Origin of the sequence: Psychrobacillus sp. NPDC093180 (assembly GCF_044754065.1) — a bacterium.
In the GTDB taxonomy this organism is placed as follows: domain Bacteria; phylum Bacillota; class Bacilli; order Bacillales_A; family Planococcaceae; genus Psychrobacillus.
The window spans coordinates 144,688-169,504 of sequence record NZ_JBIVOJ010000006.1 but is presented as its reverse complement, the minus strand read 5'-3'; the positions used below and the strand labels follow the sequence as shown (position 1 = coordinate 169,504).

18 protein-coding genes are annotated in these 24,817 nt (G+C 37.8%); 9 read left to right on the top strand and 9 right to left on the bottom strand.

Annotated features, from left to right (window positions below):
- The first annotated feature begins 487 nt into the window (after window positions 1-487).
- Together ACIP9W_RS10870 and ACIP9W_RS10865 are read left to right on the top strand one after the other, a co-directional pair.
- Entirely contained in the window at window positions 488-3,055 is a 2,568-nt protein-coding gene (locus ACIP9W_RS10870) for an ornithine cyclodeaminase (protein ID WP_400789090.1), read from the top strand.
- Window positions 3,056-3,544: 489 nt separating this feature from the next.
- Entirely contained in the window at window positions 3,545-3,736 is a 192-nt protein-coding gene (locus ACIP9W_RS10865) for a tyrosine-type recombinase/integrase (protein ID WP_400789087.1), read from the top strand.
- A gap of 303 nt (window positions 3,737-4,039) precedes the next feature.
- On the opposite strand, the gene ACIP9W_RS10860 is transcribed toward ACIP9W_RS10865, so the two are convergent.
- Both ACIP9W_RS10860 and ACIP9W_RS10855 read right to left on the bottom strand, forming a co-directional pair.
- On the bottom strand, window positions 4,040-4,783 hold the full coding sequence (locus ACIP9W_RS10860; protein WP_400789084.1) for a collagen-like domain-containing protein: 744 nt from the start codon (window positions 4,781-4,783) through the stop codon (window positions 4,040-4,042).
- Between the two features lie 984 nt (window positions 4,784-5,767).
- Complete coding sequence (locus ACIP9W_RS10855; protein ID WP_400789081.1) at window positions 5,768-7,072, bottom strand: purine/pyrimidine permease; 1,305 nt, start codon at window positions 7,070-7,072, stop codon at window positions 5,768-5,770.
- Window positions 7,073-7,696: 624 nt separating this feature from the next.
- Between ACIP9W_RS10855 and ACIP9W_RS10850 the strand changes: the two genes are divergently transcribed.
- The 3 genes from ACIP9W_RS10850 to ACIP9W_RS10840 all read left to right on the top strand — a co-directional run bounded on the left by ACIP9W_RS10850 (window position 7,697) and on the right by ACIP9W_RS10840 (window position 10,901).
- Window positions 7,697-8,674 carry a DUF4822 domain-containing protein gene (locus tag ACIP9W_RS10850; RefSeq protein WP_400789078.1) on the top strand — a complete coding sequence of 326 codons (978 nt, stop codon included), beginning with the start codon at window positions 7,697-7,699 and terminating at the stop codon, window positions 8,672-8,674.
- A gap of 126 nt (window positions 8,675-8,800) precedes the next feature.
- On the top strand, window positions 8,801-10,234 hold the full coding sequence (locus ACIP9W_RS10845) for a sensor histidine kinase (RefSeq protein ID WP_400789075.1): 1,434 nt from the start codon (window positions 8,801-8,803) through the stop codon (window positions 10,232-10,234).
- A complete protein-coding gene (locus tag ACIP9W_RS10840) occupies window positions 10,206-10,901 on the top strand; it encodes a response regulator transcription factor (RefSeq protein WP_400789073.1) in 696 nt (231 codons plus the stop codon). Before ACIP9W_RS10845 ends, ACIP9W_RS10840 begins: the two co-directional genes overlap by 29 nt.
- Window positions 10,902-10,997: 96 nt before the next feature.
- On the opposite strand, the gene ACIP9W_RS10835 is transcribed toward ACIP9W_RS10840, so the two are convergent.
- Window positions 10,998-11,873 (bottom strand): LysR family transcriptional regulator, encoded by an 876-nt coding sequence (locus ACIP9W_RS10835; RefSeq protein WP_400789355.1) that lies wholly within the window; start codon window positions 11,871-11,873, stop codon window positions 10,998-11,000.
- 230 nt (window positions 11,874-12,103) lie between these two features.
- Here ACIP9W_RS10835 and ACIP9W_RS10830 point away from each other — a divergent pair, with 230 nt between their 5' ends.
- Window positions 12,104-12,694 (top strand): ankyrin repeat domain-containing protein, encoded by a 591-nt coding sequence (locus ACIP9W_RS10830; RefSeq protein ID WP_400789352.1) that lies wholly within the window; start codon window positions 12,104-12,106, stop codon window positions 12,692-12,694.
- Between the two features lie 289 nt (window positions 12,695-12,983).
- Here ACIP9W_RS10830 and ACIP9W_RS10825 read toward each other — a convergent pair whose 3' ends face one another.
- Both ACIP9W_RS10825 and ACIP9W_RS10820 read right to left on the bottom strand, forming a co-directional pair.
- Entirely contained in the window at window positions 12,984-14,192 is a 1,209-nt protein-coding gene (locus ACIP9W_RS10825) for a hypothetical protein (RefSeq protein WP_400789071.1), read from the bottom strand.
- Between the two features lie 285 nt (window positions 14,193-14,477).
- Window positions 14,478-16,667 carry a YhgE/Pip domain-containing protein gene (locus ACIP9W_RS10820; protein WP_400789069.1) on the bottom strand — a complete coding sequence of 730 codons (2,190 nt, stop codon included), beginning with the start codon at window positions 16,665-16,667 and terminating at the stop codon, window positions 14,478-14,480.
- A gap of 421 nt (window positions 16,668-17,088) precedes the next feature.
- Here ACIP9W_RS10820 and ACIP9W_RS10815 point away from each other — a divergent pair, with 421 nt between their 5' ends.
- A complete protein-coding gene (locus ACIP9W_RS10815; protein WP_400789349.1) occupies window positions 17,089-18,462 on the top strand; it encodes a YfcC family protein in 1,374 nt (457 codons plus the stop codon).
- Window positions 18,463-18,580: 118 nt separating this feature from the next.
- Here the strand turns inward: ACIP9W_RS10815 and ACIP9W_RS10810 are convergent, their stop codons facing one another.
- The 4 genes from ACIP9W_RS10810 to ACIP9W_RS10795 form a co-directional block, all read right to left on the bottom strand.
- Entirely contained in the window at window positions 18,581-19,315 is a 735-nt protein-coding gene (locus ACIP9W_RS10810; RefSeq protein ID WP_400789067.1) for a LytR/AlgR family response regulator transcription factor, read from the bottom strand.
- Window positions 19,316-19,331: 16 nt separating this feature from the next.
- A complete protein-coding gene (locus ACIP9W_RS10805; RefSeq protein ID WP_400789065.1) occupies window positions 19,332-21,053 on the bottom strand; it encodes a LytS/YhcK type 5TM receptor domain-containing protein in 1,722 nt (573 codons plus the stop codon).
- Window positions 21,054-21,329: 276 nt separating this feature from the next.
- Window positions 21,330-21,572 carry a hypothetical protein gene (locus tag ACIP9W_RS10800; RefSeq protein WP_400789063.1) on the bottom strand — a complete coding sequence of 81 codons (243 nt, stop codon included), beginning with the start codon at window positions 21,570-21,572 and terminating at the stop codon, window positions 21,330-21,332.
- A gap of 349 nt (window positions 21,573-21,921) precedes the next feature.
- Window positions 21,922-22,326, bottom strand: coding sequence for a MerR family transcriptional regulator (locus ACIP9W_RS10795; protein WP_400789061.1), 405 nt, complete (start codon window positions 22,324-22,326; stop codon window positions 21,922-21,924).
- Between the two features lie 230 nt (window positions 22,327-22,556).
- Between ACIP9W_RS10795 and ACIP9W_RS10790 the strand changes: the two genes are divergently transcribed.
- Both ACIP9W_RS10790 and ACIP9W_RS10785 read left to right on the top strand, forming a co-directional pair.
- Entirely contained in the window at window positions 22,557-23,597 is a 1,041-nt protein-coding gene (locus ACIP9W_RS10790; RefSeq protein ID WP_400789059.1) for an NAD(P)-dependent alcohol dehydrogenase, read from the top strand.
- 107 nt (window positions 23,598-23,704) lie between these two features.
- A complete protein-coding gene (locus ACIP9W_RS10785; protein WP_400789057.1) occupies window positions 23,705-24,793 on the top strand; it encodes a PQQ-dependent sugar dehydrogenase in 1,089 nt (362 codons plus the stop codon).
- Window positions 24,794-24,817: the final 24 nt, after the last annotated feature.

Sequence of the window (24,817 nt, the reverse complement as noted above, 5' to 3'; positions counted from 1 at the left end):
TTTACCTCTTTTTATCTTGTTAGTAGTTATATTTTGGATTTGGGTAACAAAAACTCATAAACTAGGAGGCGAGCGCAGTTTATTTTTATTATTTGGATAATTAGCGATGATTTTTTCCGCTTCCGCAAATCATCTTATTCTTTGTCTTCTCATCCACTGTGTCTCAACCCACTTCTCACCAACTGTAACGGGCGCCCCAGCATGCAAAGTCAACGGTAGTTCAAAGTTTTATTAAGTAGAAATGAATTTATAACTAAGCAATCTACGGGGTGCTTTTTTATTCGTAGTTTTCGTAAAAATGAAAAATAAGGACGATGAGAACCCAAAGAAGATGTCATGCACCTTATTCATGTGAATCAAACAAATGAGAATGTAATTATTTTCAAGTTTGTTTCTGATATAGAATCAAATAGAATGTTATAACTTCAATTCCGGAGCTCCCTAGTGTATTCTGTAACTAGAATTCATAATGGAGAGGGTGGCACAGATGGGCTTATTTGATTCTATAAAGAAGAAACTATCTTCAATAGTAGACGAAGAAGATCGAGAACAAAATGTGGTAACAGGACAGGCACCTCCTAGAAGAACTATATCTAATTTAAAGTCTAGCAAATATTATCAACCTGTAAAAAAATATAAATTCCATAAAATAAGCACAATCAAACTAAAGAGGGAAATTCTTTCTACTTGGGATTCTTTTTTCTCGATGGCGAAAACGAATCCTACAATTATCGGGTTCGACCGACGTTCAAGGAAGAAATTCAAACACCTTTATCATGATGAAACGATCCTCATTGCGGAAGCTGCTGGTGTTATGGAAATAGTAACAAAAAAGGAAATTAAACAAATAACACTTAAAGATTCACCTCTCGAAAAACTTACGGCAGGGGTAAGTAATCAAATAGGCACCCTATATATTAAAAATGAGCAAGTTGCTTTTGTAAATCACCAAGAAAATAACGCGATGCTATTTGAATTTAAGTGGCAACCATTTCGTTTCTCTATAGGAGCAGATTTTTGGTTGGTCGGAACAAGAGAGACATATAATGGACCGGGAGAATTGTATTGTTTTGATTTGAATGGAAATGTGAAATGGGCAATCGAATTCAAAGAAATAATACCGAGCTTGTTTGGGGAAATTTCGTTTATGCCTTATTTGTTGGAGGTATCTACAGATTCTACCGACATTTTTGTGGCTTCAATGGATAGATTGTATCGTTTGGATATAGAGGGTAATTTAAAGGCGCGCATAGCAATATCTGAATTGAAAGAGAAAGAACTACGGGAAAAGCAAGAAAAAACAAAGCGCTCTTTAACCAGAACACCACGGACCGAACAAGAAACTATCAGTCAACTTGCAGAACAATTAGCAAGTGAGTTTTCAGCTGGTTTTGAACGGATGGCACATAGTTCGCCGTTTGCCGGGTTCGCGCATGACCCGATAACGGATATGGTGTTTGTATTAGAAGAACAAGGTAGGTTGTCTGCGTGGGATGAAGAAGGAAAAATGGTCTGGTTGAATATTTTTAAAAACGAGGGAAGGTTTATTTCGTGGATTGATGAAAAGGTTGTGGTTTCGTTTAAAACTGGGGAAACCTTTTGGATGACTCGAGATGGACAGGTTGTGTATGGGGCTAAACTTCCTAATCAGGTCAGAACGATTGGATTAATACCAAATCAAGAAAAATATTTGATTGTAAATGAAGATAATCGCTTATATGAGCTTCATAAATCAACTGGTGAGTTAGTTACAGGCTCAGAAGGACATCCGGGTATGGCATTATTTACAGTGTCTGGGCAAATGATATTCTTTGACGGGGGACTCTCGACCCAAGGCTATTTTTGGTTATCTCCAGAAGGACATTTATGGAAACATTACGAAGCCAAAACGATTGCGGATGGATCTTCTGTAGAGGCAGGAACAGGTGGTCTCGCTCCAGAAATTGCTGCTATCAAGAATTTCCCAAAGAAATACTCGGTGAAAACGGAGAAAGGTGAATTCGGGAATCGTGTTATCGATTTGGTTGGTGAACGAATATATGTAGCACATCGAACGGAACGAATGGAGAATATGGACGACAGGTATTTCTCTTTAAGTGATGAAGAACGAAAACTTGAGAATAAGAGGCATAATTTGGTGTGTATGGATTTTCAATCTAACGTTCTGTGGAAGAAAGAATTCTATTCTTCTATGTGGTCCTTGTTCATTTCCCCAGATGGCAACTACATTTTCACCAGTATTCCGGAAGATACAGAAATAACCTATCTGCCGGGTCATTTATTAATCCTGACAAAAGATGGGGAAGAAGCAGGTAGGATAAAGGTTTCTGCTCACGGATTTAATTTGGAATTTACAACGAAAGAGACGGCGAATATCCAGTTAGCTGCTGAGTCTGCTGGAGAATTAGTGAGAGGGATCCTGCGTGCTAACTATAACAAGAAATGGGAATTTATCGAACAAAAGAATGGGTCTAATTCTTCCGAATTTGGAGCAGGTTTATACAAAGAAAAAACCACTAATTTTAAGCTTAAAAGAACAGATAAAAAAAGGTATATATTAGCGACAAAGGATAAAGAAGTAGAGTTGAAGTTGTCAGCTGCTGTTTATGAAATATATGAAGTAAAGAATAGAAGAATTGTTTTGAGAACAGGTACAAGGGTTGTATCTATGTATAATGAGAGTCTGGAAAAAGTCATGGAAGTAAAGGAAACGGAAAATATTACTTCTGTTGTGGTTTCTAATAATGGGTTTGCAGTGGTCACGAAAAAAGAGGTTAAAGGATATAACTTCGAAGGAAAGATTATGTGGAATTATAGTGCACTCCCTAAATCTTATGAATCGACTGTTGTTTGGAATCCGAATAGCCAGCAGTATGTGTGGGTCGTGTCGAATAATTTAGAAACGGTGATTGCAACTGTAGCCGAGAATGGCGTAATTGCACATAGCCAATCTTTTAATAAAAGTTTGTATCATCATCAACCTATTGTTTCTGTGGAAAAAGGATGGTTTGTTGTTCAAACGAATGATGTGATAGAAGCATATAAAATGGGGTAATGGTTATTCCGTGTAACAGAAATAATCACCAATTTAACCATTTTCATTAGTGATTCACATTTGCTTATTAATTCATGATTAACAGTACTAACACAATGTTAGAAGGAATGATTACTCGATCGCCATCTTAACTTTTGCAACACATATAAAACGCAGCATCTAAAATGAGATATTATGTTTCCACTATTATTCCTTCAATTCCTTAGAGCAAGCATAGAGAGAGGGATTAGGATAGTGAGGTATATTTGAGTGAATATATAGCAATGATAAGTAAATGAAAACAGTGCATCACAACTAAAACTATTGTGATGCACTTTTTATTTTATTTTCTATTAAAATTATCCATCAATACTATTTAATATTTCATCTGTGTTTCTAAATCTGTTTTTCCTTATCCCTTCCCTTATTCATGACCTTCAAGTTTGTAATAATTTTTAATTGAAAATTGTGTCTAACACAGGGAACAAAATAACGCAGAACGGTTTAGGCATGAACACGAGTAAATCATCAAACTGTGCTATTTCAAAACAACTCAATAAATATAGTAATAGATTTGGGCTAGAGAACATCAATGCACATGCTATTAGAAGGGCTTTTGCAAAGAGATTATTAGAAAAAGGAGCAAGTGTACCTCTAATCAGTAAAGCATTAGAACACTCTGATTTAGCTGTTATTGTTTAAATACAAAAAAGACCACCTCCGAAAAGATAGCCTCTCTTGTTATTGTCTCCTAGAACTATATCAGATTATTCCGTTTACAAAAAAGAAATAATAAATCATCTAAATCGTTGTAGCTACTCGTTTATGAAAGGTTGCTAAATCTTTTGATAACTAACTAATTAACTAACTACTAACTTACTTAGAACGCAATTCTATGTAAAGGTATATTGACATTCAGGCTATTTATTAGGAGCCGTTACTGCAATAAAAATTTTTGTTGTATTTATTCTTTTGTACAACCAATTACGTTATTCACAACATAAACTATTTTAAATCTATAATGTGAAAGGAGGTGATAAATTTGTCATCTAGAAGAACAATAAATAAAGGGGGCTGTGGGGGTTGTGGAAATTGCGAAATTTGCAGACACAGGCCCGCATTTAAAAATTGTTGTTCATGCGGGTCTCCAAAACCTTGTGGGTCTCCAAAACCTTGTGGGTCTCCAAAACCTTGCGGGTCTCCAAAACCTTGTGGGTCTCCAAAACCTTGCGGGTCTCCAAAACCTTGTGGGTCTCCAAAACCTTGCGGGTCTCCAAAACCTTGCGGGTCTCCAAAATCTTGCTGTCCTTCAAAACCTTGCGGGTCTCCAAAACCTTGCTGTCCTTCAAAACCTTGCGGGTCTCCAAAACCTTGCTGTCCTTCAAAACCTTGCGGGTCTCCAAAATCTTGCTGTCCTTCAAAACCTTGCGGGTCTCTAAAACCTTGTTGTCCTTCATGCCCCGGGGTAACACCTACGTTTGGTTCGCTATATGGAAATTCTACTTTTAGAGATCCTGAATCAAATGTTCCTATAGAATTTGATTTCTCTGGACCTGTTTCGAATATAGTTGCTGATCCAGTTACAAATTCAATTACAGTCTTAATCAGTGGGGTATATGAAATATCTGCAAGCGTAGAAACTTTTAATGATAACAGTTTTGGGAGATATGATATTAGAATAAATAATGTTCCAATTGCAGGTTCATCATTTATATCCCAATTAACTGGTGCAGATGGCCTTAATACCACAGGAAAAACTATTCAAATCGTTTTGGTTGCTGGAGATTTTATAACAGTTACTACAGACGCCGCATCCAATAATACTCTATATTTAAATGCATCATTGACTGTAAATCTTATAGGTCCATAGATGAACCTCATTTTTTCACACAAAAAATGTCCCTATGTAATTAAGCTAGGGGCATTCTTTTTGCTATTTATTAGCAGCCGTTACTATGAAATAAAATTCTTCGGTATTTTTTTCAGAACTTTGATGGATTTATTCCGGATAAATATCCAATTTGGAGATATTTCTCACAAAGGAGGATGGGAAGAGTGGAGAATAAACAAGTTCTTTAATGTTGTATTACACCCTAATAATAAAATAGTTTAAATATAAAGTATGGATGCATGCAAGAGATTTCTAAGTTAGCGTACATGACGCCCGCTTGTCGGCATAGTGCTACGCGAAACCTAAATAGGTAAGATACACGCGTAGAAGCTTAAATGTTAGAGTTTCTGGGTGCGGGTTCGACTCCCGCCCTTTCCGTATACCGAAATCATATTATTTTATACAGTTTCATGTGAAATAAAGCATAAATTTTTCGTTTGGAAAGTTTATGCTTTATTTACTGTGGAAAACTTATACTTTAATATTTGTATGACAATCATTTGCTTATAATTATTCTAACAGAAGATTCCGTTCTATCACCTAGTGTAAAACAAATTATAAGATTATTATATTTAATGAAGTTGGAGGTTCTAATGTAAATGATAGAGCAGAAAAGTCCAAATAAATTACTTCTGAGAGTGACGATTATTATGTATAAGAAAATTTAATGGCTATCTGACACCGCGGCAGATGGAGGACCAATGCCGGGAAAGCAGTGTCTGCATTGCTTACCCCCACTTTTCGTGAACGACATCCATGGTGCTTCTTTCCTTCGCAAATCATAGGAATATCCCATAAATAGATGTCGTTCTGAAAAACTTAAGTGGATCCAATGGGGCAAATCAATTCTTTTCTGATATACGTTGCGGTTTCCAGAACTGCTCTAGTAATATGACTAGAATCGTTCCAACAAGAAGGCCATTGCTGACGATATCCTGGATGACCGCTGGCAGTGTGCTGAAAAGACCGGTCGGCAGGAACATGATGCCAATGCTGATCAAAAGCGTAATGCCAAGGATGGACAGTCTGCGCTGATCGAGTATTTCCTTCGTAAGTGACGTTAGTGCAATCGCAATCATATTAATGAAAGAAGCCATCAAAGCTGCATTCGCAATCGGTCCTGGAAGAAGCGACAGTACATGGACGACGGACGGAATGAGTGCGAGAACAGCAAGTCCCATGCTCGCGAATAGGAATGGCCGGATCTTCTTCTCACCAGTCATTTGCAAGAAGCCGGCTGTGACAGGGAGTGGCACGACCACGAGCGATGAAAAGCCGGATGCGAGAATATGAGATATGCCGCCTGCAAACAAGCCGCGATTAATTGTCGACTCGAAATTCTTCGTATCATTGCCAAGCGATTGCCGGACTGCGGTAACTGCAGCAATCGTATTGGAGATGAGCAGGAAAGAAAACAGAATTGCTGTAACGATCATCCCAGCATTCAACTTCGGCAATCCCCAGGCAAGCAGTTCCGGAACTTGGAATATCGCTGAATGTGTTCGCGTACTGATGGATGCCTTGCCCAAGACAAGTGCAATGAGCCATCCTGCAAGAATACCGATAAGAACGGCGTAGCTCTTCACCCAGCCTTTCCCCTTGTTGGAGAGCAGGATGACCAAGATGAAGACGAAGAAGGCAATCGCTGCCATGCCATAGTCAGGTACAGCCGGTTCCCCTTTTGTTGCAAGCATCCCTTCAAGGAATACACCACTCAACTGCAGAGCGAGCAGCAATAGAAACGTTCCAGTAACGAGCGGACTAAAGAGAAACAGGATTTTTTGCACAAGTCCGCTGATGCCGAGTACGATTAAAAGAATACCTGCGAAGAACACAGCCCCCATAAGGAGCGGCAAAGCTGTCTGTGGATCACCAGTCTGTTGGATAGCGATTGCTCCCAACATGACGAATATGCTGACCCATGAGCCAGCAGGACCATCTGCAAGAGGGAGCCTGTGACCGATAAATCCTTGAAGGAATGAACTGATTCCGACGATGAAGAAGACACGCTGCATGAGCGAGGTGATTTCATCAATGGAAAGGCTGAACGCCCCACCAATTACAATCGGCAGAGCAATCGCATTCGCCAAAAGGAAGATGAACCATTGGAACGTACTAAGCGTTCCGTTAATATATTTCTTATCCAAAACATTCACCTGCACAATCTATGTAATTTCAGCTTTGGGAAAAGTCTGGCCACGATTAAAGTTTTACCTGAATATAGCCTTTTTATTTTGCACCCGCTGTTAACCAAATTTCTTCAATTTCATAAATCCTCTAACATTCTAAAGCCTAGGTATGCCTCCTATATCCTTATACAAAATACGAGAGTTTGATCATTGAGAAATCATAAAGTAATGATATTCTATTTAATATCATATGGGAAATATTAAAAAAGTAAGTTTTTCTTATTTTTTTCATATACATAGAGGTTTCAGAAATGGATATAAGACAGTTACGTTTTTCATAGCGGATTGTGGAAGAAAGATTTCAGCTGCAGCCAAAATATTACATATTTCACAACCCCCACTGAGCTAATAATTAAAAGAAGTGGAAAAAGAGTTAGGGACTAAACTAGTGGAGAAAACTGGCAGATTTATAGGAGCGACAGAGGCAGGATCGGCAACCTCTATTATTCTTATACCGTTATTCTATTGTTGTTTATACAATTTTTATATTTTGTTCATTTTGATTTTATATATTGTTTATATGGATTTTATACTCTTTGTTTATTATTTGGTTAGACAAAAATTAAAGGAGATGTAAAATCTATGTTTACAAAGAAAAATTTATCGATGGTCATTTTGAGTGGTGGCCTTATTCTTGCGGGGTGCAGTCAAAATGGGAGTGTTAGTGAAAACGAGGAACAGAAAACAAAAACTCAGGAAGAAACTAGTCAAGTAGAAAATGTATCAAATGTTGAAGAGTTGTCCAAAGGCGAGGAACTATCCAACATTCTTACCACTACGAATTGGCAAGGCACTAAAGTATATGATGAAGAAGGAGATGATCTAACAGAAGAGAATAGTAATTTTATTGGATTGGCAAAATACGATCAAGAAACGAATCGTTATGAATTTTTCGATAAAGCAACAGGTGAAACACGCGGGGATGAAGGTATATTCTTCATTACGAAGGATGGAGAAAAGAGAATTTTAATTTCTCAAAGTATGGGCTATCAAGCAGTTGTGGATATTACGGAAATCACTGATGAAATCTTTACTTACAAACGTATGGGTGTAGACAAAGATGGCAACGAAGTAGAAGTGTTTGTTGAACACGTACCATATACTGAGTCTGAGCTTGAGTTTACAAATGCTGGTCCTGAGTTAACTAGTGAAACGGGCGAAATTGTTAAAGATATTCCAGGTGTTAATATTTTAGCGGATACTTTGTGGAATGGTACTAAAGTCTTGGATAAAGACGGCAATGACGTGACAGAGTTCAATAGTAATTTCATTAGTATTGCTAAATTTGATGCGGAGACAAGCAAATATGAATTCTTCGATGTAACTAGTGGAGAAAGCCGCGGAGATTTTGGATATTTTGACGTAATCAATGATAATAAGATTCGTACACATGTATCGATTGGTGAAAACAAATACGGTGCTGCTCTGGAAATCACTGAATTAAACGATGATCGCTTTACTTATAAACGAATGGGTAAAGATGCTGATGGAAATGACATCGAAATCTATGTGGAACATGAGCCTTATAAAGGCGAATTTAATCCTTCCTTTGGATTTTAAAGAAATTTAAGTTATCCTAATGAGGAATTGGTACTTACTATAGCTAGGGGGTGAGGAGGCAGTATGGATATGCGCACAAAATTTTTAATCACTTTTCTCGGTAGTCTGTTTGTTATTATATGCTCGATGGTAGCTATATTTTGGCTTTTGTTGTTTGCTATAAATGGACAAGTCTCCTCACCTGTTCAGCTTTATAAATCCGTTGCACAGCAAAAACAAATTACATATGACGAGCAAGAAGCGTTGGTTACCTTTCGTAAGATTGCTAAGGAAAATCCGGATGATTTGATGAAGCCCAACATTCAACAAAATATTGATACCTATGAAATGAAAGGTTTAAATATTGTTATCCGGAAACAAGATGATATCCTTTATCATTCTCCTGACCTTGTTCTAAAATCTTTAATCGTTCATGCACCTAAATTTGATATTGAAAATATTTATACTCAAGGCACCATTGACAACAAAGGCAGCCTTTATCGCTATCTTAAGTTTGATTTTCATTTTTCCGATAACGAAAAAGGTAGTGTGATGATCTTAAAGCAAGAAAATAGCTTTGCTGAATTTTTACAAAGATGGGGTTTCTTTATCGTCACCTTAATTTTAGCCATTGCTATTTTTCTTGTTATTATGTTTAACCGTTCTTTAAATAAGACAATTATTGTCCCTTTACGAGAATTAAGTATAAAAGTGCAACAACTAAAAGAAGGTAAGTTGGAAGGGAAAATTGAAATTTCAACAGGCAAAAAAGGGGAAGTGAATGAGCTTGCCCAAGAATTTGAGAAATTGCGTGAAGCGTTAAACAGAGTCAGTAAAGAAAATAAAAAATACGAGGAAAATAGAAAGGAACTACTTTCTAATATCTCTCATGACTTAAAAACACCTATCACTTCGATTATTGGCTATGTAGAGGGATTAAAAGATGGTGTAGCAGATACAAAAGAAAAACAAGGTAAATACTTGAATATTGTTTATAATAAGGCGAAAAGCATGAACTTTTTAATTGACGACTTATTTGTATTTTCTAAACTAGACCTCCAAAAATTACCGTTTCATTTTGAGTATATTGACTTAAAAAAATTTCTCGTCCATTTTGTTGAAGAATATCAATTAGACCTTGAGCAAATAAACATTCACCTTACTTTTCAAGATATTCATTTAAACAAAGCCATTGTACGAATAGATGTACAACAAATTCGGCGAGTGCTAGACAATATGATCCAAAATAGTGTAAAGCATATGAACAAGAATGAAAAAAAAATAACGATTGTTGCAAAACAAGAAGTCGATGAAGTGATTATTACCGTACAAGATAATGGTGCAGGGATGGCTGAGGAAAATTTAGAAATGATTTTTGATCGATTTTATCGTATAGAAAGCTCCAGAAATAGTGATAAAGGTGGCAGTGGTTTAGGTCTTGCTATTGCAAGGCAAGTTATTTTAGAGCACGGTGGAATCATAAAAGCGGATAGCAAATTAGGTGAAGGTACAAGCATCACTTTTACGCTGCCCTTAAAGGAGAATGGACATAATGAAGGAAATTCTATTAGTGGAGGATGATCAGGATATAGCAGAATTGCAAAGGGATTATCTGGAGCTAAATGAGATGAATGTCAATATCATTGCCGATGGATTAGTTGGTTTAGAAGAAGGACTCACCGGAAAATATGATTTAATCATACTAGATATCATGATTCCAAGTATGACCGGATTTGAAATTTGTAAAAGATTACGTGAGGAAGTGGATACACCTATTTTAATGGTATCTGCTAAAAAGGAAGATATCGATAAAATCCGTGCGCTTGGATTTGGTGCGGATGATTATATTACCAAACCCTTTAGCCCTAATGAGTTAGTCGCTCGTGTAAAATCACACTTAAATCGTTATGAGCGTTTAACAAAGGGACCTCAGTCCATATCGGATGAAATCTTAGAAGTCAATGATATTCGGTTGAATACAAAATCACATAAAGTATTTTCCTTTGACCAAGAGATTAATTTGACGACAAAGGAATTTGAATTATTGAAATTTCTCATGAAGCACCCAAATCAAGTATTTAGTAAAGAAGATTTATTTGAACGAGTTTGGGGGTTGGATTCACTAGGCGATACATCAACCGTTGTTGTTCATATTAAACGACTACGAGAAAAGATAGAATTCGATCCAAAAAATCCATTATTATTTGAAACAATCTGGGGTTCTGGGTATAGATTTAATAATAACTAAAAAGAACCCAATTTCTTTATTTATTAAGGAGAAATTGGGTTATTACTTTGTCATTTTCCTAGTTGGATATGCAAAATAAAACCTTAAGTGATTACTTTATACAGTTTGAATCATCTCTATAAAATTTTGAGCAGCCTTGGATAAATTATGATCTTTGAGCCATATTATTCCAACTGGTCCAGTCAACTTGGTTGTGCTTGATATCCGATAAGCATTTACCGGATATCCTCGAAATCGTTGAAGTAAGGTTTCTGGAACAATAGATGCAGCAAAGTCAGCTGAAACTAGATCCATCAAAAGACTAATATCAGAACACTCTCCAACAATATTAGGTTTTAGTTTGAAACGAGAAAACGCTTCTAAAATCAAGTAATGCACACCTAGTCCCTCTGTACTTGGAAAGAGGAGAGGGTGATGTTGAATATCAGTAAGTGAGATTTCTTCATCAAATGATGGATGTTCCTTAGACGTGACAAAATAAAATGGCTCGTTGCATAAATGAAGTACCGAAAAATCGTCTAGATTTAGTGGCATGCGGATAATTGCTAATTCTACCATTCGGTCCCTGACTAATTGGCAAAGATGGGAAGATTCGTTTTGTTGAATTTTATATGTTATATTTGGGAATTGCTTTCGAAATTGCTCAAGAATATGAGGCAATCGGTTAACAGAAAAGGTGTTCACTCCAATAGTGAGCCTTCCATTTAACCCTTTACCAACTTCCATTACTTCTGTTTTGGTTTCCTCCATCAATTGAGTTCTTTGTAAAGCATTTTTGTATAGAGCATTTCCTGCCTCTGTCAGTTCTAAATATTTTCCACTTCTCTCCACTAATTTTGAACCGAGCTCCTTCTCCATAGCTTTCAGTTGCTGGCTTAATGGTGGTTGGGACATATGAAGTTTTTTAGCAGCAGCAGAAATCTTTCTTTCTTCTACAATTGCAATAAAATAGCGTAGTTGCTTAATATCCATCATTAACATCCTTCCATTCTATATATGAAAAAAGTTAGTAAAGTGAAGTTTATTAATATTTTTCATATAGGTACTCTAATGATAACATGTTTATAAAGGAGGTGCAGGCTATTATGAAGCGGAAAGGGATTTGTTTAAGTTTTCTCGTAGTTATGCTTACCGCATGTAGCACGACTCCAGACTCAGAAGAAGGTTCAACTATTAAATTAGAAAAAAAGGGGAGAACTAATGTGGAACAACAGTTAATTGCTGCAGCAACAGAAGGGGACATAGAAACCGTTTTAGAATTATTAGAAGGCGGAGCCGATATTAATGCGACAAATAATCAGGGAGATACGGCAGTAATGGCTGCAACGCAAAAAAATAATGTAGATACTGTTAAGATACTTATAGAACAAGGGGCAGACATAGATATCCGCAATAACAATATGGATAATGTGCTTTTATATTCTGGAGCAGAAGGTTTGCTGGAAATCGTTAAACTTGCTATCCAAGCAGGAGCTGATACAACAATCACAAATCGTTTTGGTGGAACTGCGCTCATTCCAGCTTCAGATCGAGGACATGTGGATATTGTGGAGGAGCTTTTAACTAACTCTGACATCGACGTCAATCACCTCAATAACTTACATTGGACTGCATTATTGGAAGCAGTCATTTTGGGGGATGGAAGAGAAAATTATCAAGAAATCGTACAATTATTAGTTGATCATGGCGCTGATGTCAATATTAGTGATAGAGATGGGGTTACCCCATTAGAACATGCGAAAAGACGTGGATTTAAAGAAATTGAACGTATTTTGAAAGAAACTGGTGCATAATCGTCATATTTGAGCATGAAAAAGTGGTGACCAAAAACTTGGTATTTGAAGAACTAGTTGCTTTCACGAGTAATCAGGTTGCTCTTAGCCATTTACTGGATGCAGACAAGGAATGGCGGAATTAGTGAAGATAAGCTTTTTGGAGACGTTTGAAAATAGTACTTGGAAAAGAACAGGTTCAAAAAATACAGTTACATTTTCTTCAAAATGTAACTGTATTTTTTCGCGTCTGAAAACTAATTTACTCTCGGCTCTTGTAACCCAAATAGAAGCAAACAAACCAATACCATCACCAATCCTCATGAACCCGAAAGATAATATTACAAGTCGCATTTCCCGAAAGACTCGTAACAGCTAATGTAACTGGAGTTGTACCATTCAACACAGTGTCTACTGGAAAGCTTTGCTGTGCTGCATGTTGTCCTCCTTTAGCAAATCCGCTCATAAGTTTGATTCCAGTCGAGGTATTGATGGCAGAGGCAGAAACATCCGATTGGCTACAAGTTTCGGATGAAGGGGTATCGCTTATATTTCCAAAGGAAGCCCCGGTGAGTGTAGAACCATATCTTAATTGCCATCTTAAGTCGTTGCTTGCAAGAATATCGAAGCTGCTAATTTGTACATTGACCGAGTTATTTCGATTGGAGCCGTCAGGGAAGATGGCTTTTCGTCGGAAGCTGATCGTTGGAACAAAGGCGCCGGCTCCTACTGTCATATTTAACCGGCTTTCTGAGGTGATTCTATTCGTAGGTACTGTCGGGCCGAGAACAGCATAATACCTTCCTCGAACGATTATGGAAAAGGATCCGCCCGATCCTCCGTTTTCGGCACGTACACGAATGACTTGGTTTGGATCAGAAAGTAAAATGGAGTTAGTACCTTGGGTTTGTCGATGGCATACGACGATTTGTTGGAAATTTAAAGAGTTCACAAATACAATCCGGAACTCAATGATTCCGTACTCGTATCCAAATCGTATTTGAAACATTTTCCCCGCCGTTGTATCAAGTGTAAGTTTACTTGGCCCTGAACCATTAAGCTTATCCTCATTCCATGACGATTGATAAACCTTAAATATTTCGACCCCATTGTTGAGGACCCCGATAAAAATGCCTGCAGAATCCTGACCGAAGTAGGCTCCATTACTTCCATCAAAATATCCCCAAGTTGCTTTTTGAGTACCAGTTGGAGCTACCGGTATACGGATAGAAACACCGGCCTCGAATGAATTTCCAGGAAATAGCTTTCCGCGTTCTGCCGTATCTAAAATTGCTGAAGCATTTAGAGTTGCCGATGTTGATACTTGATAGAATCCTTGTGTGTTGGTAACTGTTCCGCCTCCTACAGTAGAAATGACATCTCTTAATGCCGAAATACCATAGTTGGATGTATAGTTAAACAGTGGAGTTGCTTCAGCGGTTTGTAAACGATCAAACATAGAATTTAATGTTGGGGAAATTCCTGTTAAATTAATCGTAGGCCAAATGAAATCTGTCACAAATTATGCCTCCTAGCTAAGAAATAAGTTCATTAACATGTATATTCCATGACGAACCATTAAAGAATCAATGGATTTCTTGTAAAAACTGCTATTATTTTGTTTTAAAGAGTGGGGGCGACTCTAACTGTATCCATACTTCTTAGCACACATATTTAAAAAACCTTCTAATTCAACTGGTGAATTAGAAGGTTTTTGCTAACGAATTTTGTACTAATCTGGTTTATTACTAATGTACATAAGGAGACCTCTAAGTTACGAAATTCTTTAATATGACCATAAAGTTCAATGAAACAACCCAGATTCTCGTGACTTTTTAAGCATTAGTTTTGTTTTTCGGTTTATCTTTTCTTTTAAAAAGGTGCCAAATAGTAAAAATGCTAAGCTGAAGAGCAACAGGAAGGAAGCATCTCGTATTGCTCTTTGCCAGACGATTCCTCCTACAGCTTCTCTCATAAGATCTACTGCATACGTAAAAGGGAGGGCAGGGTTAATCGCTTGAAAAAATTCTGGTAATAGAACGACTGGATAGGTTCCGCCTGCCCCTGCAATCTGCAGGACTAGCATAATAATCGCCAGCGCTTTTCCTACATCGCCAAATACGGAGACAAGTGTGTAAACGATGGACATGAAAGCGAAACTGATAAGAAATCCAAATAATATAAACCATAAAGAATCTTTGACATCCACACCTAATAGAACAATGTCACCTATTGTTACAATCAATGCTTGGAGTAGACCAATGGCTGAGAATGTAAACAATCTACCGAAATATACGCTACGCGTGCTTACATTCATTTCATGATTGGCGTCTGTAGCAAGCAGTGAGATAAGCAGCAAACAACCGACCCATATAGCGAGAACTGTATAAAAAGGAGTCATGCCTGTTCCATAGTTTGCGATAGGAAAAAGTTTGTTTTCATTCAAGACAATTGGCTCTTCGAAGAAGCTACGTTCCGCTTGTGGATCATTGCGGAGTAACTGGATTATTTCAGTGATATTCGTTTCCCCTTGAACTTTTCGTATCCTATCTGCTAACTGGTTCACTTTATCATGTATATATGGATATTGTGCCAATGCTTGATCTAGTGTTGTTTTTCCTTCTTTAATATGGGCGCCTGCGCTATTTAGCGTTTGAGCGACTTCGGGTAAAGTTGACTGTATACTGGTCAGCATTTCTTTCGCATTTCCTAGCGTCTTTTTTGCTTTGGCTACTTCGGAAAGAACAGTTGGTTCAATCGTGTTTTTGTATTCGTTTATAAAGGCATCCAGTTGGACGGATGTATTCTGAGCTATTTGTTGTAAATCATTCAACGTTGTTTGCAATTCTTTTTCTTTATCTTTTACAAGTGTATCGATGGTTCGGGTATTTGTTTGCGCTTCTTGTAGAAAAGCTTTCAGTTCGTTCGTTTTAGCAATGGCATTGTCTAGTCTTGTTTGTTGTTCTTCGTTGTTTGCTTCCGCACTCGAGTCGTTTGAGCTGTTGGATACTTCCTTTAACCAATTAAGGTCCTTGCTAATCGCGTCAACTGTTTGGATATTGGAGGTCATCTTGTTGTCGAGATCCTCTTTTACTCGGTCCAATTCTGTAAAATCCAGTTGGACATTTTGAACGCTTTGCAGAAATTCATTTGTATTCTTTGAAATCTTTGATACTTTTTCCAAATCATTCTCCACTTGAGGAGCCAGTTCATTTAAGCGATTTTGCGCTTTCGTCAAGAAATCTATCGTTCTTTCAATGGAACCCAAACCTTCTGTCGTTATTTGTTCGGCACGTGGTAACATGGAAGTGGCTTGAGTGATAATTTTCTGTGCGGAAGAGGCATCTTTTTGAGCGCCGGTCAGCAAATTGTGAATGGCGGGCAAGTCTTGTTCCATTTTGAATACATAGTTTTCGAAGTTTTGAATATCTGGCAGGTCTCTTTCTATTTCAATCCCTAAATCATTAAAGAGGTCAAAAATGACTCCATTCACACTTGAGATGAATTGACTGCTCACTTTTTGAACAATAACCGTGGCACCTTTTTCTGTTATTTTGGGCGCAATGGAGTTTATTTTTTCATTTACATAGTATTCGATATCCGCTTTCTGAGGATTATCCGAAACGACGGAAGCTAACTTTTCGGAGAAATTTTTGGGAATAATGATGACGGCAAAATAATCACCATACTCCACTTTTTCCATAGCCATTTTTCGAGAAGTAAAAGACCATTTCATGTCTTCATTATTTTTCAATGTATCAATCAGTTCATTTCCAACATTTAGCTGTTCTCCCCGTACTTCTGCTCCTACATCCTCATTTACAACGGCAACAGGAAGCTGATCCGTTTGAGAATATGGGTCCCAAGAAGCATAAATATTAAGCCATGCATATAAAGATGGTAGAAAAACTAGTCCTCCTATAAGAATGGCAGCAACCCAATTTTTACTTATATTTTGAATGTCCGTCTTGAAAATCTTCCAACTATTTTTCATAACTTGACCACCCTGTAAATTGAAGTTAATCGGTCCTTGATGGTGGTAGTATACCCCCAATAAATAGTGATTAACCTAAGTGGGGGAAGGAGGTATATTTTCGCTATTTTTAACTACAATCTGTAATGAATCTAAAACGTCTTTAATGAAAATGATATATGAAAATTATGTAGTTTATGTGAATTCAATCCCCAAAATTGTACTTTTCGTTACAAATGATGTACCTTTTGTTCTACATATGGACACTTGGTTATAAAAACAGCCGAGGCAATAATTCCCCGATTATAATGTGTTTTGTATCCCAAATTATTTGCATTTATTTGGTCATATAATTCACATTTCCGGAGGGGTCATCGTGCGAAATACACAGCAGCTGAATAGAGAAGAACAGCAGCCAGAAAAGAAAAAGAAGAAATTTGAGATGCCGCATATTTATGTTATTTTATTTGTCTTTAGTGCGTTAGCGGCATTGACAACATATTTTATCCCAGCGGGGGAGTTTGAACGTGTGCCAGGACCAGATGGCAGAACGACTATCGATCCGAATTCCTTTCAATATGTTGATCAGACACCAGTTGGTATTCAGGACTTTATAACGGTTATTCCTCGAGGATTGATTGATGCGGGAGAAGTTGTATTCTTCACGTTTATCATTGGTGGAATGTTTATGGTACTTAGACGTACGGGAATTATTGAAATTGCTGTTGATAAACTCGCAAGGAAATTTGCGCATAAAAGTATTATGCTCATCCCTGTTTTGACAACAGTATTTGCATTGATCGCAACATTGATTGGAACAGCTGAATTATCACTCGTTTATATTCCGGTAATCATGCCGCTGATTATTGCGCTTGGCTACGATTCCATAACAGCAGCAGCCATTGCACTTTGCGGGACAGTTGTTGGATTTACAGCGGGAGTTTTAAATCCGATTAATACAGGGCTTGGACAGAAGTTATCTGGACTGCCGGTTTTCTCAGGGCTTGGATTACGCTTAATCGTATTTATCATAGCGGTTACGGCAGCAGTTTTATTCATTATGCGATATGCAAAGAAAATCAAACAAAATCCGACGCATAGTTTTGTGTATGAAGATGATATGGAAAAACGTTCATTGTATAACAATGTAGGAAAAGCTGAAGCTATTCCTGCAACAGGAAGACAAAAGTGGGCAGCAGTTGTAGCTCTAGTATTCTTTGCCATCCTTGTATACGGAGTTATTTCAAGAGGCTGGTTTATGGTTGAAATGGCAGGACTCTTTATCATTATGGGAATTGTCGTAGGGATCATTTCTGGTCTTAAAGTCGGCGATATTTGCGAAGCATTTAATCAAGGTTTTAAAGACGTCTTAATGGGGGCGTTCATCGTTGGACTGGCCCGTGCGGTCGCTGTTGTACTAGAGGACGGTAACATTATGGATACGATTGTCCATGCACTTGGTGCAGTCGTTGGTGATTTGCCGCCGGCATTGGCAGCAGTTGGTATGTATGTTGTGCAAGTACTTATTAACTTTGTTATTTCATCCGGTAGTGGACAAGCACTTGTAACAATGCCAATTATGGCACCGCTTGCAGACATGGTTGGAGTGACAAGACAAACTGCTGTTCTTGCTTATCAGCTTGGAGATGGGTTTACACATATTTTCTACCCGACAAGCGGATACTTCATGGCAGCTTTAGCGATTGCAGGTGTGAAGTGGCAAACGTGGATTCGTTTCTTCTATCCATTATTCCTAATATGGGCTGGAATTTCTATTGTAGTACTTGTCATTGCCCAATTAATTGGCTGGTCATAATAATTGTAAGAAATAGCATCCATGTATATGGGTGCTATTTTTTTATAGTGTGTTACGGGAAGTAGGTTAATCAAATAATGATTAGCCTACTTCTCATTTTTGGCAAAGTAAAAGTAGCTCATTTAAATCCTAATTTTTGCATAACGTTTTTGGCAAAGGAGCGGCTGACGGGTACTTTTGAACCGTCTTTCAAAAATAAATTATAAGCACGGTTAAACCATGGTTCCATGGCAGTAACATACTTGACATTGACAATGTATCCTCGATGCACTTGCAAAAAGTCTTCCCCAAGTTTTTCTATCAATTGATATAGCAACAAATCCGATTCATATTTGTGATGAGCGGTTTTAATAAAGGTTTGGCGGTTTTCTGTTCCGATATAGTAAATCTCATCTGCTTGAACAATAATCATTCTATCTCCGTCTTTTGCCGGAATTGTTTTTGTTCCTTGCGGCTGTGTACTTTTTTGCATTTGCTGATCACTATGGAGCTGAGCGTGTGTTAGTAATTTGTCTACGGTTTTACGCAGTCTTTTTTCATCGATCGGTTTGACAATGTAATCAACGGCATCGAGATTGAAGGCTTCAAGCGCATATTCATCATAAGCTGTTGCAAATACGATCATCGGCTGCTTTTTCATATGTATAAATTGTTTGGCCAGTTCCATTCCATTTCCTTTGGCAAGTTCGATATCCAGAAACACAACATCCGGTTGAAGATCATTAATATCCCATAGCGCCTCATGCATCGTTTCCGAATCACCGATGATTTCTATATCGCCTGTCTCGGTTAATAAATACTTCAATTCTTCTCGTGCAAATTGTTCGTCTTCTACGATAAAAGCTTGTAGCATATCCATCTATCTCCTATTAAAAGTGTATCGGTAATGTGATAAAAATGGTTGTTCCTTGTCCCTGCTTACTTTCCATTTTAAAAGTGGCGTCTTGGCTAAATAGGGCAGTTAAGCGCTCTTTAATATTGAATAGCGCAGATCCGCTGCCGTTTTTCGTTGAATTGACCACACGCTGACCTAAATCCGCGAGCCTTTCCGGCGGCACGCCAATTCCGTTATCTGTAACGGTTAATAGCAGTTTCGCTTCTTCTTGTTTAATATCAATGCGGATTTTTCCGATTCCGCCTAGGTCTTTTAATTCTCCATGTGTAATAGCATTTTCAACAAGCGGTTGCAGTAAGAAAGGTGGTATAAGCGCATTATTTAGATGGGATTGCATTTCAATTGTGAGCTCAAACTTATCCGGAAACCGGGCGTTTTCTAATGCGAAATAAGCATGGACATTTTCCAACTCTTTTTCCACACGAACAAGACGATTTGTAAGTCCTCTTAGATTGTTCCTTAAAAAGGTCGATAAATGGAGCAGCAATTGACGCGCTAGCAATGGATCCATACGGCATAGTGCTACAATTGTATTTAAAGCGTTGAACAAAAAGTGCGGGTGAATCTGGGCATGAAGCGCTTTTACTTCAGCATCCTGCAGCAAGTGATTATAACGTTCAACCTCGCCTAACTCTAATTGGCTAGAAAATAAATTGCTAAGCCCTTCTGCCATTTCCCGATCTACAGATGTGACGTGAAATGGATGATTAAAGTAAAATGTTAATGTCCCAATCGTTTTATCTTTAACGATTAATGGAAAAATAATAAACTCATACTCTGGGGAGTGGGCGCTTTCCATCTTACCGGTTTTAAATACGAGCTCTCTATATTTTATTTCAGATTGGCTGCTAGGTCCGCCAGTATGTGCAAGCTCCCTAATGCCCCGTGTGATTGCCACATCATCAACGTTTGTTAACTGCTGGATGATCTTGGTAGCTTTTCTTGCAGAGGATTCGTTTAATCCTTGGCGAAAAAGTGTCAGCGTCTGATTTGCAATCGAGAGTGCCGTTGCCGTTTGGCTGGCGCGTGTATGTTCCTCATCCTGAATAACGCTATTAAAAACAATCGCACAAATCCAGATTCCTATGCCATTAATGACGATAATAGGTATCCCAGTATAACTGATTAAATGAAAAGCGGTACTGTGCTCGGAAGCAATCAATGGGATAAGCAGAATTTGAATGATAAGGATCAAAAGCCCGCTTAAAAACATTGGCAAAGGACGTATTAAGCCAAAGACTCGCAATTTCCGTCCAAACAGCCCTGCCAATCCACCACCAATAAGCGTAGCAATGAAAGTGGCATCTCCAATAAATCCACCCATTATTAAACGATGTCCACCTGCAATTATAGCTGAACCAAGCCCAACTACTGGACCGCCGACCAAGCCACCTATGATGATACCGATATTACGTGTATCTGCAATAGCATTGTCCATCTGAAGAGCAGGGTTCCACAAGCTGGAAATCATATGTGCTTCCGGATTGACAACTATAGCTGTATAATTTCCGATTACACCAAATAAACCAAAGAGTAGAATCATTATAAAGCTGTCTTTCATATTTAAATCTCGATAAATCATCTGTCTAAAAGTGCGCAGACGTGTTATGAGGAAAGCAATCGTGATGATTAGTGTCATTCTTGACAGCATTTGCGCAAGTAAATCCCACATGTCGGTATCCTCATTTCTTTTCAATTTATTAATCTTCCTGCATTCCAAGTATATCTTTTTTTCTGTTAACGCGTTGCTTTACTACTTGGCCTCTATAGTTGTTTATAGTTTCCTATGAAAATTGTATTGTTCTTTATAGGGTTTAACCGTATCAATAGTAAATTACCATTAAAATAATATCAAATCCTAAACAGTTGGATGTAATTGTTTAAGAAGTGAAGAAGTCCTTATTACCAATAGTTTTTTTGTCCAATTATTCAATAAGGACTATTCCTGCTAGGATTACTGAAATAAAGGTTGTTACTGTTTAAAAATTTGAATGTAGTCTTTCGTTTTATTTACTATTCCTCCATTAAAATCTATCCACTTTTCCTTTTCTCGCTCTACCGCTCGATTTTGCCATTCAAACCAAATTAATGAGCATTCACTACAATGACTTTCGACACCACTATTATTTTGCATATCTCTTCGTATAAATAAGGTCCTTTTCCGACAGCAATAACAATAAATTATTTTATCATCACTTTTTTTTATTATCATCATAATTTATCCCTCCAATATACACTAGTAATTGTCTATTGTTTGGAAATTTATTCTTTATTCTATAAATTGTTCTGTTAGTAAAATAGAAATGGAGGATGACATAGAAGGATAAGGAATTGGAGAAATAAGTGAAGATGGACAGGTGTTAGGCAATTTATGTTGATCATTGATTTGTGACTGAAGTAGCTGTTTTATTGATAAGCAGAAAAGAGAGTAAGGTGGGCTGGCCTTTCAGTATGCCTTCAGACAAGGGAAAGTACCCCTGTACAACTTAAATTTCAAGCGTCTCACTAAAGAAGTGCCTGTTTGTCCACAATCTATAGGGATTATGGACAAGAAAATCAACTAATTAAAAGCCCTCCATTTTATTGTTTTTATGAATTTCTTCTGTTCCAGCATCCAATGAGGTCTTGTAATAGTTGCATTTATGTTCGATGAGTTCCATTGTTTTTTCAAGTTCCTCCATCTGTGCTAAAACAGTAGCTTTGCGTTCCGTAAACATGTCATATCGTTGTTGCAATGAAGCATCCCCCTCCGAGCACCAATCGATGAAATTTTTAATCTCCTTAATAGGCATCCCTGTAGATTTTAGACATTCTATTACTTTTAAAGCATCTAGATCGGATTCTTTAAACACACGTATCCCGCTAGGTGTTCTTTCTACAAAAGGAATTAGTCCTTCCTTGTCGTAGTAACGTAAAGTATATGCTGTGAGATTTAATTTTTTTGCAACTTCTCCGATAGAATATGTCATCGTTGTTTATCTCCTTTTTAATGTAGATTTAGAGCTAACTCTATGAATTGACATGATTCTATCATGCTAAATGCTGATTGTAAAAAGTACGACTCAAATCCTGTTAAGTTTTGATTTATGCTCTAAACTGATGCCTTGACTTAGAGTTAACTATAAGGTTTATCCTAATTTTGAAAGAGAAAATATAAGAAAGTTCTCTTAAAGAATCGTATTATTGGAGGGGTAAACAAATGGTAATAGCTAAAGCGCGTGCGGTAGATGGTCCAGACAAACCGTTTCGACCTGCCGAAATCAAAAGACGTAATTTAGATTCACAAGATGTTCTGATTGAGATTAAATATGCAGGTATCTGTCATTCCGACATCCATACTGCCCACGGAGAGTGGGGGCCAGTCCATTATCCACTCGTTCCAGGACATGAGATAGCGGGGGTTGTCACAGAAGTAGGACCTAATGTTACAAAATATAAGGTAGGAGACCGAGTGGGTGTCGGCTGTATGGTTGGTTCCTGTGGCGAATGTACGAACTGCCGAAATGGAGAAGAACAATACTGTCTAAAAGGGAAAGTTGATACTTACGCTGGGGTTGATAAATACGGGGAGCCTACTCAAGGGGGGTATTCTACCCATATTGTAGTACCGGAAGATTTCGTACTCAGAATCCCTGATAATATCGAATTTGACGTTGCAGCACCATTGCTTTGTGCAGGAATTACAACCTATTCTCCACTAAACCATTGGGGAGCGGGTCCTGGTAAGAAGGTAGCGATTATAGGTTTGGGCGGTCTTGGACATATGGCTGTTCAAATTGCACATGCCATGGGTACTGAAGTCACTGTTTTGTCGCAAACTTTGAAGAAAAAGGACGATGGCCTGAAGTTAGGAGCAGACAATTACTATGCAACAAGTGACCCAGAAACATTTGAGAAACTTGCTGGAAACTTTGACTTAATCATTAATACGGTAAGTGCAAATATTGATTTGAATGCCTATTTAGGACTACTCACGCTTGATGGCACATTGGTAAACGTTGGTGCTCCTGCAGAACCACTTTCACTGAACGTGATAAACTTAATCGGTCATCGCCGTTCATTTGCAGGATCAATGATTGGAGGAATACGTGAGACGCAGGAAATGTTAGATTTTTGTGCAAAACACAATATTGTTCCTAAAATTGAAGTGATTTCTGCTGATCAAATTGACGAAGCATACAAACGAGTATTGGCTTCAGATGTGAAGTACCGATTCGTGATTGACATTAGCACAATGTGAATTGTATAAGTGATAAAAGAAACAATATTTTTCTGCAAAATTCTTTAAGGTGTCTTAAAAGCCCGGCTTTTTGGACACCTTTTTTATAGAAGGAAAGGTGATAAGCGTTGAAAAAAATTGTAAGTGTATTTATGGTAATGATCTTATTAGTTGGATGTTCCTCTAATGGTCAAAAAGAAACTGTATTTTACAATAACGAGCAGGACACTACACCCAGTCAGCAAGAAAATAATGAAATAGAAGTGGTTGCCGAAGATCTCGATGTTCCTTGGTCAATTGAAAAAAATAACAATACTTACTATTTGACTGAAAGAACTGGGGCCGTTGTGAAAATAGAAAATGGGAAAATGGAGAGGCAAAGTGTAGAACTTGAGAAAGACCTTGCGACAGCATCGGAAGCTGGTCTATTGGGATTTGTACTTACTCCTGACTTTCAAGAGTCGAATCTAGCTTTTGCTTATTACACGTATGTAGACAGTTCGGGGCAATTTAATCGTATAATAACACTTCGCTTAGAAGATAATGTGTGGAGGGAAGATGGGGTGCTTCTTGATAAGATCCCAAGTGGTTCCTATCATCATGGAGGAAGGCTTAAAATAGGTCCAGATGGCAAACTCTATGCAACCGCCGGTGATGCCGCTGATTCAACTATAGCACAAGATCTCCAGTCGTTAGGCGGTAAAATTTTAAGAATGAATTTAGATGGGTCAATTCCAAAGGATAATCCGTTTGCGGATTCATACGTCTATAGCTATGGTCATCGAAATCCACAAGGAATTACGTGGTTGCCTGATGGAATGCTATATGCTAGTGAGCACGGAAACAACGCAAATGATGAAATAAATAGAATAGAGCCCGGTAAAAATTACGGCTGGCCTATTATAGAAGGGCACGAAAAACAGGAAGAAATGGTTTCACCTCTATTCACTTCTGGAGATAATTCAACCTGGGCACCTTCTGGAATGGATAATTATAATGGAAAATTGTACGTTGCCGCATTAAGAGGGACTGCCGTTATAGAGTTTGACCTTGAATCAGGAGAAAAGCGTGAAGTAATAACTGGCCTAGGCAGAATCCGAGATGTGCTAATAGACGATAATTACCTTTATTTCATTAGTAATAATTCAGATGGACGTGGAAATCCACAGGAAAGTGACGACAAATTATACCGCATCCCTCTAACAGTTTTAAATTGATTGAAAAGTATTTATGGCAAAAAG